Consider the following 16708-nt stretch of genomic DNA (forward strand, 5'->3'; position numbering starts at 1 on the left):
TGGTATGCGTTTGCGGGTGCGGGCCGGCTGCAGGCAGTTGCTTCTTTCGGGCAGGGTTTTGTGCGGGGAGAGTGCACACTGGCGAGCAGATGTAATGTTTCGATGTAACGTCGTGAAAGGATTGACTAACGCACCTCTTCCATTGTACTCTGTTACCGGATTCCGGAGCACGAGATCCTCACGCCCGGTCCTCTCCCGCAGGTTTTGACTCACCCATCTTTCCGATTCGGAGAACCCCCAGAATGGCCAATCCGCTCACCCTCCTGATGCCCATCATCCCCGGCACCAGCCCCCTGGCGATCGGCGCCGCGCTGGCGAAGTACAACGCCGAGATCAACAGTGCGCTCACCTCCATCGGCACGGTGCACTACGCCCGCTTTCTGCTGCTGGACCGGTCCGTCCCCAATCTTCAGCCCAACCTTGCCCCCGGCGCCCCGGCGTCCAACGAGCTGGTGCTGGCGGTGATCACGGAGTACGACGGCAGCTTCCAGGCGTACATCGGCGACTTCGTGGCGCAGATCGGCGACGTGTTCAACGCGCTGCTGCAGTTCGTGGTGGGCGGCGCGGCCGTCACCCCCGTCCAGAGCAACGTCGCCGCGTTCTCCGCGTTCGTCTCGGCGAACGACGCGTCGGAGCACCAGCCCAACGAAGGGCTGTACTCGGCGTATCCGCAGACGGTGCAGCAGATCATCGCCGCCTTCGACGTCTGAAGCGGCCCGGCGGGAGCGTGCGCACCCGGTGTGCGCTCCCTCTCCTCCCACCGTCCCTCCCTTCATGGCGACAACCCCCGAGATCGACTACAACGACGTGCAGGGCACCATCCTGCGCGGCTATCGCGTTGACCTGGCCCGCCACTTCATCCTGCAGATCACCGATGCGGCGGCTGCGGGCGTGTTCATCGGCAACCTGGTGAACGGCACCGGCGGCGTACCCCGGATCACCCGGGCGCGGCGCTGGAAAGACAAGCCGGATTGCTTCGTCAACATCTCCTTTACCGCGCCCGGGCTGGCGGCGCTGGGGGTCACGGAGACGGAGCTCGCGACCTTCGATCCCGCCTTTGTCGCCGGCGCCACGGACGCCGCGGTGGCCACCGCGGTGGGCGACACGGGCTCCAGCGCGCCGGAGTGCTGGCTGGGCGGCATGCAGACCTGGCAGAACGCGCACGTGGTGCTGAGCCTGTGGGTGCACGAGGACGCGGCGGTGCTGGAAAGCCAGAGCGCCAGCCTGCGGGCGGGGTTCGCGGCGGGGATGAAGGAACTGCTCTTTCACGACGCCACGGCACTGCCCGACAACCACGTGCACTTTGGCTACCGCGACAACATCGCGCAGCCCACGGTGATCGGTGCGCCGCCGCGCAAGCACGACATCCCCGACGACCAGCCGCCCGTGCCCACCGGTGAGTTTCTGCTGGGCTATCCCAACGCGTCCGGCTACGCTTATACCGTGACGCCGCAGCAGCTTTCCACCAACAGCAGCTACGCCGCGTTCCGCATCCTGGACCAGGACGTCGTGGGTTTCGAGGAGTTTCTTCAGACGTACGCGCCGCGGGCGGGCGTGGACCCGGAGATGCTGGCGGCCAAGGTGTGCGGCCGGTGGCGCAACGGGAACCCGCTGGAGCTGATGCCCACCGAGCCCGGCACGGTGCTCCCCACGGACCAGCTGAACGACTTCACCTACGTCGCCGCCACCGTGCCGCCGGACGACACGCTGGGCCTCAAGTGCCCCATCGGCTCGCACATCCGGCGCACCAACCCGCGCAACATGCTGGTGACGGGTACCGACAGCACACACCACCGCATCACGCGCCGCGCCATGCCGTACGGCCCGGCGTACGACCCCGCCAACCCGGTCGACGTGCCGCGCGGGCTGATCGGCTACTTCATCAACGCAAGCGTGTTCAACCAGTTCCAGTTCATCCAGGGGCAGTGGGCGCTCAAAGCCACCTTCGTAAAGTCGGCCAAGTCGCCGGGTGGCCAGCCGCCGGGCAACGCGGTCAACAACATCAGCGGCGAGGATGTGTTCCTGGGCGTCAACGACCCGTCCACCAGCTCGTTCACGCTGCCGGAGGAGCCGTCCAACCAGAAGGTCACCGGCTTTTCGCGGATGATCACCACCCGCGGCGGGGCCTACGTCTTCTTTCCCAGCATCACGGGCCTGAACTACCTCTCCACGCTTCCCGCCTCCACGACGTAACGATCGTCAGCTGGATTGATGGGGCCGGATGGATGGCGGTTCGATGCAGCCGGATGGATGGCGGTTCGATGGATCGGATTGAGGGGGCCGGGTTGATGTGCCGAATGAATGGCAGTGCCCATGATGACGAGCGGCGCCGATCCGGATCGGCGCCGCTGTCGTTGTTGAACCGCATCTTCCCCCCTGTCCGGTACCGTCCGCATATTCCCCTCGCGAGCACCGGAACCCGGTATCCTCTCCGTTGACTCCGTGTACGGCCCATCCTTCTTCGTCGATCGGTCGAATGCCCGCGAAGACCGCGGCCTCATCCGAAGTGCTCGCCAACCGCGTCCTGAACCGGGCGCTGCTGGAGCGGCAGATGCTGCTTGGGCGCGTGCCCGTTTCCGTGGAAGACGCGCTGGAGCGGCTGGTGGGGATGCAGGCGCAGGCGCCCGATCCGCCGTACCTGGGGCTGTGGACGCGGCTGAAGGGCTTTCGCCTGGAGGACCTGTCGACGCTGATCCGTGGGCGGAAGGCGGTGCGCATCGCGTTGATGCGGTCCACGCTCTTCCTCGTCACGGCGCGCGACTGCCTGGCGCTGCGGCCGGTGCTGGATGCGGCCCTGCGCGACTGGGCTCTCGGCGTGCACGCCAGGGGGCTGGCGGGGGTGGATCTGGACGCGCTGGCAAAGGCCGGGCGCGCGCTGGCTAAGGAGCAGCCGCGCACCTTCCACGAGCTGGGCCAGCTGCTGGGGAAGCGCTGGCCCGGCGCGGATCCGTCCGCGCTGGGCAACATGGTGCGCAACCTGGTTCCGCTGGTGCAGGTGCCCCCGCGCGGCATCTGGGGCGAGGGCGGCCCCGCCGCGCACACCACCGCCGAAGCGTGGCTCGGCCAGCCGCTGAGCCCGGAGCCCTCCGTGGACACCATGGTGCTGCGCTACCTGGCCGCCTTTGGTCCCGCAACCGCGCGCGACGTGCAGCACTGGTGCGGCCTCAAGCGCCTGGGCCAGGTGCTGGACCGGCTGCGTCCGCGCCTGCGCACCTTCCGCAGCGAGGCCGGCGCCGAGCTGTTCGACCTGCCCGACGCCCCGCGCCCGGACGCCGACGTCCCCGCGCCGGTGCGTCTGCTCCCCGAGTTCGACAACGTGCTGCTTTCCCACGCCGACCGCGCCCGCGTCATCAGCGAAGAGCGCCGCAAGCGGGTGTTCACCGTCAACGGCATCATCCGCCCCACCGTCCTGGTCGACGGGATGGTGCGGGGGATGTGGAAGATGGATCGAAGCCGCGGCGCCGCGACGCTCCTCATCTCCCCCTTCGAACCGCTGGCGGCCGCCGATCGCGCGGCGCTGGAGAAGGAGGCGATGGCGCTTCTCCGCTTCGCCCACGCCGACGCGAGCGATTACGACGTGCGATTCGGCCCGCCGGCGTGATCCCGCCGCGCAGCCGCTTGCGGGAGGTGGCGGCGCAAACCAGCTTGGGACACGATCGTTCGCTACACGACCCGTCCCGATCCATCGTTGCCATGATCCTGTCCAGCCCCTCCCTTCGCGCGGCGTTCGCCGCCTGCGCACTGGTCCTCGCTGGCGCGTGCGTGCCCGGCCGCGCCTCCACCGGTTCAACGCCGGAGCCGGAGCCGGGGACAACGCTGGAGCCGCGCGCGTGGACCGCGCAGTCCCCCGCGCCCGAGATCGCCGCCTGGGTTCAGGCGGGGTGCCGGCGCGCGCCGGGGGGCGCGGACGCGTGCGTGGAGCGCGCGCTGACCGGGCTGCTGGACCAGGCGGGCGTCGCCAAGAGCATGGAAGTGCTCGACACGCTGGCCCTGCGCGAAGACGGCGTGCGCGATGATGCGCACGCGCTGGCGCACGGGCTGGGCATCTACGCCTATCGCTCGCCGGAGACGATGGCGCAAACGTTCGTCGCCTGCCCCACGTCGCAGATGTCCGGGTGCTACCACGGCGTCATCCAGGGCTACTTTCTGGACCTGGGCAGGCAGGGCAAGCCCGTGGGCACGGTGGAAGTGGATGCGCTGTGCGCGCCGCACACGGGGGAGCAGTTCATCTACTTCCATTGCGCGCACGGGATGGGGCACGGGCTGATGGCGCTGCACCAGAACCACCTGCCCACGGCGCTGCAGGGGTGCGACCTGGTCACCAGCGATTTCATCCGGGAAAGCTGCTACGGCGGCGCCTTCATGGAGAACGCCATCCAGGCCACGCACCCCCACCACACCGCCGCCGGCCACGCGCAGACGCAGGAGGCCGCGGGATCGCACGCCTCGGCGGACGCGCACGGGGGGCACGGCGCGCACGGCGGGGCCGATGCGCATGCGGGGCACGGGGCCGCGGGCGGCGCGCAGGCCATGCGGCACGGCGAGTGGCGCGCGCTGGACCGCGACGATCCGCTGTACCCGTGCAACGCCGTGGACGTAAAGTACCAGAGCGAATGCTACGGATTTCAGCCGTCGCCCATCATGTACTTCAACGGCGGCGACGTCGCGGCCACCGCGCGGGCGTGCGAGCAGGTGCCGGAGGCGTTCCAGGCCACCTGCTTCGGCAGCCTGGGCCGCGAGATCACCGCCTGGGCCGACCAGGACCACGCCCGCACGCTCGCCATGTGCGGCCGCGTCGGCGCGCTGGGGGGCGGCAAGGGAAAGGTGCTGTGCGAGGGCGGCGCCGTGGCCACCCTGATGAACCAGGCCGCCGACCCGCAGGACGGCATCCGCTTCTGCCACGCCGTGCAGGGCGCGGAGGCCAAGGAAACCTGCTACGCGCGCGTCGGCGGCTTCACCATCACGCTCATCGGCAACGACGTGCAGGCCCGCGCGCGCCACTGCGCCGCCGCCGAGCCGGGGTTCGTCGCCACCTGCCGCCGCGCGGCGGAGGTCGATCCGCCGACGCAGCGGGCGGACAGGTAGCCCGCATTCCGAGGGCGGGAAGACGACTACAGGAAACTGAGGTCAGGGTACAGAGGAACAGGCAACAGCCAGAGGAACAGAGGAGAGAAGGCGGATCACCTCTGTTCCTCTGGCTGTTCTCCGTCCCTGTGTACCTTCCCGCTGTGGTTTGCCCGCGTCTGGGCATCATGCCAGCCCCGGCGCACGGTTGCGAATGCCCGCGCCCGGAGCCAATTTTGCGTGCGCCGGATGGATCGCTCCGGCCCAGATTCCCATCCAATCAGGCGACGATGACGTTTTCCTTGCACCGGCGCTTTGTGTGCGCCGCGTTTGCCGCGTGCGCGGCCCTGCTCACCGCGTGTACGCCCTCCGCGCGTTCCGGCGCCGGCGGCCCCGCGCCGGACCTCCAGAGCGCGCCCGATACGCGCGTATGGACCGCCGAGTCGCCGGCCAGCGAGATCTCGCGCTGGGTGCGGCGGGAGTGCGGCAGCCGCTTTCGGAACAAGCAGGCGTGCGTGGAGCGCACCCTGGTGGCGCTCATCGACCAGACCGGCATCGGCCGCACCATGGAGGTGCTCGACACGCTGGTGAACGTGGACGGCGACGTGCGCTTCAACGCCCACGCGCTGGCGCACGGGCTGGGCATTGCCGCATACCGTACGCCGGAAACGCTGGCCACCACCTTTGCCGCCTGCCCGCCCACGCAGATGTCCGGCTGCTACCACGGTGTCGTGCAGGGCTACTTTCTTTCACTGGCGCGGCAGGGCCGGCTTCCCGGCACGCCGGAACTGAACGCGATGTGCGAGCCGCACCGCGGCACCACGTTCCTGTTCTTTCAATGTGCGCACGGCGTGGGGCACGGGTTGATGGCCGTGCACGACAACCACGTGCCCATGTCGCTGGACGCGTGCGACCTGGCCAGCGACAAGTTCATCCGTGACTCCTGCTACGGCGGCGTGTTCATGGAGAACGTGGTGAGCGTCACCCATCCGCACCACACCGCCGAGGGCCACGCCGGCACGCAGGAGGCGCATGGCGGGCACGATGCACAGCCCGCCGCCGACGCCCACGCGGCTCATGGCGCCGCCGGCCAGCACGCCCACGCCGGGGCCGATGCGCACGCGGGCCACGGCGCCGCCGGCCAGCAGGCGCAGGCGGCCATGCAGCACACCCCGTGGCGTCCGCTGAACCGCGACGACCCGCTGTACCCGTGCAACGCCGTCGCGGAAAAGTACCAGGAGGCGTGCTACATGATGCAGACGTCCGCCATCCTGTACTTCAACGGCGGCGACGTGGCCGCCACGGGCCGTGCGTGCGAGGGCGCCCCGGCTTCCATGCAGGCGCTCTGCTTCGGCAGCCTGGGGCGCGACATCACCGCGCTGGCCAGCCAGCAGCACGCGCGCTCGCTGGAGCTGTGCGGGCGCACCGCGGGGCAGGCGGGCGGCCGGGGCCAGCTGTGGTGCACGGTGGGCGTGGTGCAGAACCTGGTGAACGTCGCCGCCGATCCCGGCGAGGGCCTGCGCTTCTGCCGCGCCGTCGCCGGTGGGGACACCAAGAGCCAGTGCTACCGCGCGGTGGGGGAGATGATCGGCACGCTGGTGAACGCCCCCGCCCAGCGCAGCGAGTCGTGCCAGGGCGCCGAACCCGAGTACGTCGCCGTCTGCCGCAGCGGCGCCGGCGTAGAAACCTCCGCCGGCAGCGACGACGAGTAGCCTTCCGTCACCGCCGGACGACCAACGTGGAGCCGACGCGCAGATGCTGCCGTCGGCTCCACGCCATTTCCCCCGTTGCGGACGCGCCGGTGCCCGGGCCGCCGCACACCCCCGTGCCGCCGAGCCCACGCAGGCGGACTTCGTGTAGTTGTTGCCGCGAATTTATTCGCCCTGGCAAGGCGGCTGGCACGCCACCATCGGTATCGCTCCCCCGTTGCGGACGCGCCGGTGCCCGGGCCGCCGCACACCCCCGTGCCGCCGAGTCCCCGCAGGCGGACTTCGTGTAGTTGTTGCCGCGAATTTATTCGCCCTGGCAAGGCGGCCGGCACGCCACCATCGGTACCGCGCACCCGTTGCGGACGCGCCGGTGCCCGGGCCGTCGCACACCCCCGTGCCGCCGAGTCCGCGCAGGCGGAATCGTGACGTTCCAGCCGCGGTTTCAACCGCCGAACTCGGAGCCGGCTGAGCCGCGCTGAACTCGACCGCCCACATCTGCTTCCAAACCGGCTTCGGCGGATGCACATCCGCCGGCTCGCGTCGTCCAGGTTTCCGTGGCTAGCGCGTTCTCGCTGACTTGTGTGTCCCCGGACAGCTCCGCATGTTTCCGCACCCTGGCGGTTCTGCCGGGTGCTTTCCATTCCCCTGACGCCCCTCATGCATCTGCGAAGCATTGTCCACGTGACCGCCGCCTGTCTGACGCTGGCCGCGTGCGAATCGTCCACGGGCTCCACACCGGTTCAGGGCATCTACAACCTCACGAGCGTGAACGGGCGCCCGCTCCCGGCCACCCTGGATTCCGTGGTGTGGGAGGACGGAATTACGTATACCCTGGAAGGCCTGGAGCGTAGCTCGGTGGAGATCATGGATGGTGACAGCGCGCTTTACACCATCTCCCGGAGCACGATGACGCGGTACGCCTCTGGAAGTTTTGCGCATTCCGGCACCTGCTCCACGTGGTCTGTGCCCTACCGCATCCAGGGCAGCCGCCTGCTCCTGATCGTGGAGCCGGCGCTGTTGGGCCAGACGGGGCGGCTGCGGCTGGACACGCTGGAGATCGGCGACGACATGCTGGTGCGCAACACGCGCAGCGCCACGGGCGCACCCGCGCGGCTGGAATACACGCCGGCCACCCAGCCCGCGCGCTGCCCGGGGATTGACCCGTGAGCCGCCGCGCCATGAAGATCGGGTTGATCCGGGCGCTGCTCCCGCTGCTCGCCCTGGCCGCCGCCTGCGAAGGAACCTCCGAGCCCGGCGGCGTCGAAGGCCGCTACACCGTGCAGGCCGTCAACGGCAAGCGCCCGCCGGTTGCGGTGCGCGGCACCGCGGCCGGCGGAACGCTGCAGGTGGTGGATGCCCGCCTGGATCTGGATCCCCCCAACGCCGTGGTGGAGCTGAAGACCCGCCTGGTCGCCGGGAACGGCACCGCGGGCGCGCCGGCCACCACGACGTACAGCGGCGCCTGGCGGGCGAGCGGCGACATCATCACGTTCGAACTGCTCGACGCCTCCGACGGCGGTCCCCGCGTCCGCGCCGAAGGCGTGGTGGTGTCGCCGCGCGAGGTGGCGGTCACGCTGCATTTTGCCGTCTCCAGCAGCGAGGGATACTTCACCTACCCGGTGTCCCTCATCCTGGGCCGCTGACCGGACCGTCGGGTTACGGACGAGAAAGCCGGCGGATGCGAATCCGTCGGCTTTCGTCGTTGCGGCATCTGGGATTTCCGTGATTGCACTTTCCTGAAGGAGCGCCACACCGAACCATCTGCCCGCACAACGGCCGGTGCGCGACCGAAGGATCTCGCCTGCATTACGACGGGCCTACCACGATATGCGGACCGGGCCCACGCGAGCAGGTGAAGCCGCGCGCGGACGCGGCAGCGGCCGGGCGGGGGCTTCCCGCAGGAAATCAGCGCTTTGATCCTGAAAAGGGCGGAGCCGAGGAGATCTCGCCTCCGCGCCTCCGCGTCCTCCGCGCCTCCGCGTGAGCTCCATCTTTTGCTCGTCGCAACCGACCGTGGAGAATGCACGGGATCGTGCAAACTTTGCCGACTCTGCACCAGTATCAGCGTCCCCACAATCCGCTGCTTCGCCCAAACGCGGCGCCGTTGCTGGAGATGCGCACGAGGGCGCATCCGGCACGGGATTGGCGGCGCGAAGCTGTCCATTCAACCGTTTTTCCGCGATTCGCCTTGCCATTCGCTGGGGCGCAGCTTACACTTGGGCTACGCCGGGCCGCCCTGCACCGTTTCTTTTGCGCGGCCCCATCCCCCAGCGAGAATCCGGTGAATCCCACGCCCGCACGCTACCGCCTTCGGGGTCCCGTGAGAACATCCGCATCCGTACTCGCCGCCGCCGCGCTGCTCGCGGCCGCGCCGCTCGCCGCGCAGGACGAACCCGCCGGGCAGGGGCAGGTCCACGTGGTGCGCCCCGGCGAGACGCTGTGGGACATTGCCCGCGCCTGCCTGTCCGACCCGTTCCTGTGGCCGGAGATCTTCCGGCTCAACATCGGCACCGTCGAAGACCCCGCCCGCATCTATCCCAGCGAGCGCCTGGTCCTTCCCGCCTGCGCCGGGCAGGCCGTGGACGAGGGCCCGGTTTTTGGCCCGGCCGTGCAGGCGCCGCGGGGCCCCACGCTGCGCCTGGGCGTGACGGTGGAACAGCCCGCCGTGCTGGAGGGCGACTTTTACCGCGCCGCCTTTGTGGCCCAGCCGCGCGAGGTGCCGCTGGTGGGCCGGCTTGAAGAGGCGGAGTACCAGTCGGTGATGCAGCTGCAGATGACGCCGCAGCTCAACCTGTACGACCGCGTGTTCGTGCGGGTAGACCCCGCGCGCGTCGCCGTGGGCGACCGGCTGCACTTTCTGCGCGAAGGGCGCGAGATCCGCCGCAGCGGGCGCCGCGTGTACCTGCCCACCGGCGTGGGCACCGTGGCGGCGGTGAGCGACGGTACCGCGACCGTGGTGATCGTGGGCATGTTCGACCAGGTGCGGCCGGGCGACGCGGCCATCCAGCCCGAGGCGTTCCCCATCCGCACCCTGGACCGTCCCGCCGCCGTCGACGCCGACCTGCAGGGCCGCGTTTTGGCGTTCCGCGACGACACCCCGCTGCAGCGCACCGAGTCCATCGTGTTCCTGGACATCGGCCGCAGCGCGGGCGTGGGCGTGGGCGACGAGTTCGAGCTGTACGACCCCTCCAGCCAGCGCCGCTGGGGCACGCGCCCCGAGGTGCCGGTCGCGCGCGGGCAGGTGGTCAAAGTCACCGAGGGCACGGCGTCGGTGCGGGTGACGGAACTGGAGCAGCCCCGCATTGCGGTGGGACTGCCGGTGCGCCGCGTGGCGCGGATGCCGTGACCGAGCAGGCACGGGCGGGCAGGCCCGGCGGTGCGTTCGGCGCCCTTCCCCCGGGGAGGGCGTCTCTGCGTCCGGAGGGTGCGCGATGGAGCTGACGCAGCTGCTGCACGTGGCCGCGCTGGCCTTCTACGCGCTGACGGCCGCGCTCCTGGGCGTGTCGCTGGCCCGCAGCGCCCGCCGCCTTCCCGCCGCCGCCACGGCGTGCCTGGCCGGCGGCGTGGTTGCGCACGGCGCCGCGCTGGCCTCGTTCGCCGCGCAGTACGGCGAGCTGCCGCTGGTGGGGCTGGGCCCGTCGCTTTCCGTGCTGGCGCTGCTGGTGGCCATCGGCTCCCTGCTCCTGGCCACGCTGGGACGTACGGGACCGCTGGGGCTGGTCCTGGTCCCCGTGGCCGCCGCGCTGGCGGGCGTGGCGGAGGTGGCCGGGGTGCGGCCGGCGCACCAGGAGATGGCGTTCCGCGGCCCCTGGTTCGTTTTTCACGTCGTCCTGGCGATGGTGGGCTACGCGGGGCTGACCGTGGCCTTCGCCGCGGGACTGATGTACCTGCTCCAGTTTCGCGAGCTGAAGGGAAAGCGCTTCGGGGCCGTGTTCCGCTTCTTTCCCCCACTCGACACGCTGGACCGCATCGGGCGGCGGGCGCTGATGGTGGGGTTGCCCTTCCTGACCGTGGCGCTGCTGGTGGGGTGGGCGTGGGCGGAGCGCTTCGGGCTGGCGATGGAAGCCGGAAACCCCAAGATCGTCTGGGGGGTAATCACCTGGATCGTCTTTGTGGCGGCGCTCATCGCCCGCGCGGGCGAGGGCGCGGCGCGCGCGCGGCGCGGGGCGCTGGTCTCGGTGGTGGGCTTCGCGGTGGTGGTGGCGGCGTACGTGCTGCTGCGCGCCGCGGAGAGCGCCGGCGCGGGGTTCCTGTGAGCGCGGCGGCGTATCCGTTGATGCTGGACGTGGCGCGGCTGCGCGTGCTGGTGGTGGGCGGCGGCGCGGTCGCCGCGCGAAAGGTGGCGGGGCTGGCGGACGCCGGCGGGCGCCCCACCATCGTGGCCCCCTCGGCCACGGACGAGCTGCGGGCGTCCATCGAGCGCCTGCGGCTCGTCTGGCATCCACGGACCTATCATTCGATGGATGTCGATCGCCACCACCTGGTGTTCGCCGCGACGAACGACCAAGCGGTGAACCAGCGGGTCGCGGACGACGCGCGCGCGGCCGGCGCGCTGGTGAGCCGCGCGGACGAGGGCGGGGAGAGCGACTTTCACGTCCCGTCGCAGCTGCGCCAGGACGACGTGGTGGTCGCCTTTTCCACCGGGGGCGCGTCGCCGCTGCTGGCGCGGCGACTGCGCGAGCGGCTGGCGACGGTCGTTACCCCCGGGCTGGGGCGCGCGGCGCGCAGGCTGGCGGCGGTGCGCGCGGAAGTTCAGGCGCGCTGGTCCGCGGACGAATCGCGGCGGCGCGCCTTCTGGTTCGATTTGATCACTCCCGAGTTCCTGGACCTTGCGGTCGCGGGACGGGACGATGACGTGGAGCAGTCCATCCGCCGATGCCTCTCGCAGTCGTAGGCGCAAGCCACCGCACGGCGCCCATCGAGCACCGGGAACGGTTCGCCCTGGGGCGCGCCGAAGTTCCGGGCGCGCTCCTGGGGCTGGCCGCGGACGGTTCGGAGGCGGTGGTGCTTTCCACCTGCAACCGCACCGAAGTCTACCTCTCCTTGCCCGACGGCTCGGACGGGGTGGAGCAGGCGCGCGCCCTGCTGTCGGCCCGCATCGGGCACGATCCGTCCGCCGCCGCGCGCTACTTCTACGTCCACCGTGACCGGCAGGCCGCGGAGCACCTGTTCCGCGTCTCGTCCGGCCTGGATTCCATGATCCTGGGCGAGCCGCAGATCCAGGGGCAGGTCAAGGAGGCGTACGCCGCCGCCCGCGAGGTGGCGGGGGAGAACGGCCCCGTGGTGGGCCAGGCGCTGCACCGGCTTTTCCAGACGGCGTTCTCCATCGGCGGGCGGGTGCGCAGCGAGACGGGGCTGGGGATCGGCGCCGCCTCCGTCTCCAGCGCGGCGGTGGACCTGGCGAAAAAGATCTTCGGCTCGCTCAAGGGCCGCCGCGCGCTGGTCCTGGGGGCGGGGGAGATGAGCGAGACCACGCTGGAGTGCCTGCGCGACGAAGGCGTGCGGACGGCCATCGTCGCCAACCGCACCTTCGACCGCGCGGCGGAGCTGGCGGAGCGGCTGGGGGGCGAGGCCATCCACTGGGAGGAGTTCGGCGCCGCGCTGCCGCAGGTGGACATCGTCATCTGCTCCACCTCGGCCCCGCACCCGGTGCTCACGGTGGAGCGCCTGCGCGCCGCGCTGCCGCACGGGCCGCGGCGCCCGCTGTGCATCATCGACATCGCCATCCCGCGCGACGTGGAGACGGCGGTGGCCGACCAGCCCAACGTCTTTCTGTACAACATCGACGACCTGCAGCAGATCGTGGACGACAACCTGGGGCGCCGCCGCGCGCAGCTGCCCCAGGCGGAGACGATCGTGTCGCAGGGGGTGGAGGACTTCTGGGCGTGGTACAGCAGCCTGGCCGTGGTGCCGACGATCCGTGCCCTGCGCGACCGGGGCGAGGCCATGCGCCGCGCCGAGGTGGAGCGCGCGCTGCGCCAGCTTTCGCACCTGTCGCCCGAGGACCAGCTGGCCATCGACGCCCTTACCCGGTCGCTGGTGAACAAGGTGCTGCACGCCCCCACCGCCCGCCTGCGCGACGCCGCCGGCAACGGCCGCGGCACGGGCGTGCTCGACACCGTGCGCTACCTGTTCGAGCTGGACCGCGATGCGCACGGCTCCGGCGAACCGGGCAAGGACGGCAACGGGTGACGGAGTGCTGAAGCCCGGGCGCCCCGCGGTCGGCCCGCTGGAGCGACTGAAGTCTCCGCTGGAACTTCGCGAAGGCCAGCGTGGACTCGGCGGCCCCGCCATCTGCGGCGTTCCAGGCAACCGCGCGTCCGCTCCCGGGCCAGTTCCCGGCCGTATCCGCAGGCAGCACGAGCGGATCCGCAGCAGCCGCCGGAACCCTGCGCCAGGATCGCCGTACGCCGTATAGCCGAAGACGCGAACGCATTTCCGTACCTTCGTACTCTCGTACCTTCGTACCTACTTTCGCACTGCCCTGATGCAGCAGCACACCGGAAACGAGTTCGCCGCCGCCTGGGAGATGATCGCCCAGGGCACGCCGTCCACCAAGATCATCATGGCCACGCTGGCCATCATGTCGGTAGCGTCGTGGACCATCATCGCCCTCAAGCTCATCCAGTTCCGGCGCCTGCACCGCGAGGCCGACCAGTTTCTGGACCGCGTGCAGGCCGCCGAGCGGCTGGACGAGGCGTACGCCTGGGTGCGCGGCCTCAAGGACTCGCCGTTCACCCGGCTGTTCAAGCGGGGGATGGGCTTTTTTGGCGAGCTGCGTCCCGGCGCCGCCAAACAGGGCACCGACGTGCGCGGCCTGTCTCCGGCGCAGCTGGAGGTGATGAAGATGGTGCTGGAGAAGGAGGAGTCCGAAGAGCGCGACGAGCTGGCCCGGGGGCTCAGCTGGCTGGCCATCATCGCCACCGCGTCGCCGCTGCTGGGTCTGCTGGGCACCGTGCTGGGGGTGATGAACTCGTTCCTGGGCGTGGCGGCCAGCGGATCGTCGTCCATCACCGTCGTCGCGCCCGGCGTGGCGGAGGCGCTGGTCGCCACCGGCGGCGGGCTGGTGGTGGCGATCCCGGCCGCGATGTCGTACAACTACCTTACCGCACGGCTCAACCGCTTTACGGGCGAGCTGGAGGGGATCAGCACCGAGCTGATCGGCGCGCTGGCCCGCGAAGGGCGAATCTAGCCGTGCCGCGCCGCCGCAACCGGTCGGAGCTGGGCTACAGCGCCGAGATCAACGTCACCTCGCTGGTGGACGTGGTCCTTACGCTGCTGGTCATCTTCATGATCACCGCGCCCATGATGCAGGGCGGGGTAGAGGTCAAGGTGCCGCGCGCCCGCACCGAGTCCGTTCCCAGCGCGGAGGGATTGATCGTCTCGGTCGACCGCTCCGGGCAGATCTACGTGGGCTCGGCGCGCGTGGCGTGGGAGCAGTTCGAGACCCTGTTTCCGCAGCTGGTCAAGGAAAAGGGCGCCAGCAGCGTCTACCTGCGCGCGGACGAGGGCGTGCCCTACGGCAGCGTGATCCGCGTGCTGGGGGCGATGAAGGCGGCGGACGTGGCCAGCGTGGGCCTGATCGCCGAACCGGAGCAGGACGGGGGCTGACGATATGGACCATCGGCGGCGGGGGGACGGACGCACGAGGACCGCGCTGGGGGCGTCGCTGCTGCTGCACGCCGCCATCGTCGGCTTTGCCGTCGTGGCCGAAGGCGCGCCGCCCAGGCCGCCGAAGACCAGGGTCTACGCGGTAGACATCGTCTCGCCGCCGCCCAACGTGGCGGGGGAGATGCCGGCCGAGCCGCCCGCCACGCAGGAGCCCGGCCCCGCCGCCGCGGCGGAGCCCGCGGCCGCGGAGCCGACACCCCCCGCGCCGGACCCGACGCCGCCCGTGCCGGACCCGGAGCCCGCGCCGCCCAGGGAGGCGCCGAAGGAACCTGTGAAGGCTCCCGAGCCTAGAAGGACGCCGCCCGAGCAGCCCAAAGCGCGCCCTACGCCCCCGCCCGAGCAGCCCAAGCAGCGCCCGGCGACGACGCCCAGCCGTCCGTCGACCGCGACGCCGAGCACGAACCGGCCCGCGACGCAGCCCTCCACGACGGACCGCCCGGCCACCAACCGGCCGAGCGGGACCAGCGGGCAGAGCGGGGCGGGGAGCGGCCCGAACCGCACGCAGGGGACGGGAACGCGTACGGGGCCGGCGACGGGAAACAACCCGGTCGCGTCCAGCCCCGGCGGCGAGGGATTGAACATCCACGTGGAAGGTGATCCCTGTCCCGTGGCCGGCTACTGCGAGAACGTGACGCGCCAGGTGAACCGCTTCTTTCGCCCGCCGCCGGAGAGCACGAGTGGCCGTGGCGAGGTGTGCTTCCGCATCCAGCGCGATGGCAGCGTGACGTCCATCGAGACGCAGCGCGTACGTGGCGGCGCCGCCTTTCGGATCGCGATGATGGAAGCCGCCGAAGCCGCTGGCAGCCGCCGCGCCTTCGGCGCGCTCCCCGGCGCGTTCGACCCGGCGCGGTGGAGATGGTGCGTGGAGCTGACCCCGCGAAGCTGAACCCCAGAGCAGTCCTGATTCGAGTGACGTTCTCCAGATTTCGCGCCCCGTGCGCGTTCGCGTTCCTGCTTGCCGCCACGGCCCTGGCCGCCGCGCCGGCCGCCGCCCAGGACAGCGTCGTGGTGCGCCTGCGCGCGCAGTACGAGACGGCGCGCTCCCCCGGCTTTGTCGTCCTCCCCGTTGCGGGCGGCGCGGGGGCGGAGATCTCCGCCATCCTGCGCGGCGACCTGGAGCGCAGCGACCGCTTTGAGATGGCCGAGGCAACCGGCGCCCGCGCCGGGCAGGCGTTGGACCTGGACGCCTGGAGCCAGCGCGGCGCCACCTGGGTGCTGGAAGGCGCCCTTACCGGCAGTTCGCTGCGCCTGACGCTGCACGACGCGGCGTACGGAACCGTGAAGGGGCAGGGCACCTTTACCCTCCCCGCGTCCGGCAGCCGCGCGTTTCGCCTGGCCGTGCACGCCGCCAGCGACGCCGTGGTCCGCTGGGCCACCGGCGAGCCGGGGATGGCCGCGTCGCGCATCGCTTTCGTGACGCAGGGGCGTGGGTCCAAGGAGATCTACGTCGTCGATTCGGACGGCGAGAACGTTACGCGCATCACGAACGACGGCTCCATCTCGCTCTCGCCGTCGTGGTCGCCGGACGGCGGGCGGATCGCGTACACCTCGTTCCGCGGCGGCGCGCCGCTGCTGTACGAGCGCAACCTGGGCACCGGCGCCGACCGCGTGCTGTCGGACCGCGCGGGGATCAACATCACCCCCTCCTATGCGCCGGACGGGCGGACGGTGGCGTTCGCGACCACCGTGGGCGGCCACACGGAGATCGCGACGATCGGCGCCGAGGGGCTGCGGCAGCAGACGCGCGGCCGCGGCTACGAGAACCTGTCGCCCACCTGGTCGCCGGACGGGCGCCGCTTCGCGTTTGTCAGCGATCGCCTGGGCGAGCCGCAGATCTACGTGATGAGCCCCGGCGGCGGCGAGCCGCGCCTGGTGTCGAGCTACGCGTACGGCGGCCGCGGCTACAGCACGTCGCCCGACTGGTCGCCCGCCGGGCCGGCCATCGCGTACCACACGCGCGTGAACGGGCGGATGCAGATCGCCGCCGTCAGCGCCGATGGCGGCACCCCGCGGATGCTGACGGACCGCGGGCACAACGAGGATCCCAGCTGGGCGCCTGACGGCCGGCACATCGTCTTTGCCTCGGACCGCGACGGCGGCGGCCTGTTCGTGCTCGACAGCGTGACGGGCACAATCCGCCCCCTGCTGCGCGGCCGCGGCTTTGGTCTTCCCGACTGGTCGCCCACGCTGCAGCGGGCGGGGCAGTAGTCGGGGCACCATCCGCTTCGGAAGGCCAGGCGCAAGGGGCGGCGCCCCCTCCGGGC

15 protein-coding genes are annotated in these 16708 nt (G+C 71.2%); all 15 read left to right on the forward strand.

Annotated elements, in window-relative coordinates; translation table 11 throughout:
* Positions 1–242: 242 nt before the first annotated feature.
* On the forward strand, positions 243–710 hold the full coding sequence (locus ACOJUJ_RS29750) for a hypothetical protein (RefSeq protein WP_420130561.1): 468 nt from the start codon (positions 243–245) through the stop codon (positions 708–710).
* 64 nt (positions 711–774) lie between these two features.
* Positions 775–2193, forward strand: coding sequence for a Dyp-type peroxidase (locus ACOJUJ_RS29755; RefSeq protein WP_420130562.1), 1419 nt, complete (start codon positions 775–777; stop codon positions 2191–2193).
* A gap of 283 nt (positions 2194–2476) precedes the next feature.
* Entirely contained in the window at positions 2477–3601 is a 1125-nt protein-coding gene (locus ACOJUJ_RS29760) for a winged helix DNA-binding domain-containing protein (RefSeq protein ID WP_420130563.1), read from the forward strand.
* A 92-nt stretch (positions 3602–3693) separates the two neighbouring features.
* Positions 3694–5085 (forward strand): hypothetical protein, encoded by a 1392-nt coding sequence (locus ACOJUJ_RS29765; protein ID WP_420130564.1) that lies wholly within the window; start codon positions 3694–3696, stop codon positions 5083–5085.
* Between the two features lie 269 nt (positions 5086–5354).
* Entirely contained in the window at positions 5355–6776 is a 1422-nt protein-coding gene (locus ACOJUJ_RS29770) for a hypothetical protein (RefSeq protein ID WP_420130565.1), read from the forward strand.
* 654 nt (positions 6777–7430) lie between these two features.
* Complete coding sequence (locus tag ACOJUJ_RS29775; RefSeq protein ID WP_420130566.1) at positions 7431–7940, forward strand: hypothetical protein; 510 nt, start codon at positions 7431–7433, stop codon at positions 7938–7940.
* Positions 7937–8416, forward strand: coding sequence for a hypothetical protein (locus ACOJUJ_RS29780; RefSeq protein WP_420130567.1), 480 nt, complete (start codon positions 7937–7939; stop codon positions 8414–8416). The genes ACOJUJ_RS29775 and ACOJUJ_RS29780 overlap by 4 nt, the downstream gene beginning before the upstream one ends.
* A gap of 677 nt (positions 8417–9093) precedes the next feature.
* A complete protein-coding gene (locus ACOJUJ_RS29785; protein ID WP_420130568.1) occupies positions 9094–10119 on the forward strand; it encodes a LysM peptidoglycan-binding domain-containing protein in 1026 nt (341 codons plus the stop codon).
* An 85-nt stretch (positions 10120–10204) separates the two neighbouring features.
* Positions 10205–11029, forward strand: coding sequence for a cytochrome C assembly family protein (locus tag ACOJUJ_RS29790; protein WP_420130569.1), 825 nt, complete (start codon positions 10205–10207; stop codon positions 11027–11029).
* Positions 11026–11667: a precorrin-2 dehydrogenase/sirohydrochlorin ferrochelatase family protein gene (locus tag ACOJUJ_RS29795; RefSeq protein ID WP_420130570.1), complete on the forward strand. Its 642-nt coding sequence runs from the start codon at positions 11026–11028 to the stop codon at positions 11665–11667. Before ACOJUJ_RS29790 ends, ACOJUJ_RS29795 begins: the two co-directional genes overlap by 4 nt.
* Entirely contained in the window at positions 11649–12965 is a 1317-nt protein-coding gene (hemA, locus tag ACOJUJ_RS29800; RefSeq protein ID WP_420130571.1) for a glutamyl-tRNA reductase, read from the forward strand. Before ACOJUJ_RS29795 ends, hemA begins: the two co-directional genes overlap by 19 nt.
* 295 nt (positions 12966–13260) lie before the next feature.
* Entirely contained in the window at positions 13261–13965 is a 705-nt protein-coding gene (locus tag ACOJUJ_RS29805; protein ID WP_420130572.1) for a MotA/TolQ/ExbB proton channel family protein, read from the forward strand.
* 2 nt (positions 13966–13967) lie between these two features.
* Positions 13968–14384, forward strand: coding sequence for a biopolymer transporter ExbD (locus tag ACOJUJ_RS29810; protein ID WP_420130573.1), 417 nt, complete (start codon positions 13968–13970; stop codon positions 14382–14384).
* 4 nt (positions 14385–14388) lie between these two features.
* Positions 14389–15330, forward strand: a complete 942-nt coding sequence (locus ACOJUJ_RS29815; RefSeq protein ID WP_420130574.1) for a hypothetical protein — start codon at positions 14389–14391, stop codon at positions 15328–15330.
* A 23-nt stretch (positions 15331–15353) separates the two neighbouring features.
* Positions 15354–16652 (forward strand): hypothetical protein, encoded by a 1299-nt coding sequence (locus ACOJUJ_RS29820; RefSeq protein ID WP_420130575.1) that lies wholly within the window; start codon positions 15354–15356, stop codon positions 16650–16652.
* Positions 16653–16708 lie beyond the last annotated feature (56 nt).

The organism is Longimicrobium sp. (genome assembly GCF_048594345.1).
GTDB lineage: Bacteria > Gemmatimonadota > Gemmatimonadetes > Longimicrobiales > Longimicrobiaceae > Longimicrobium.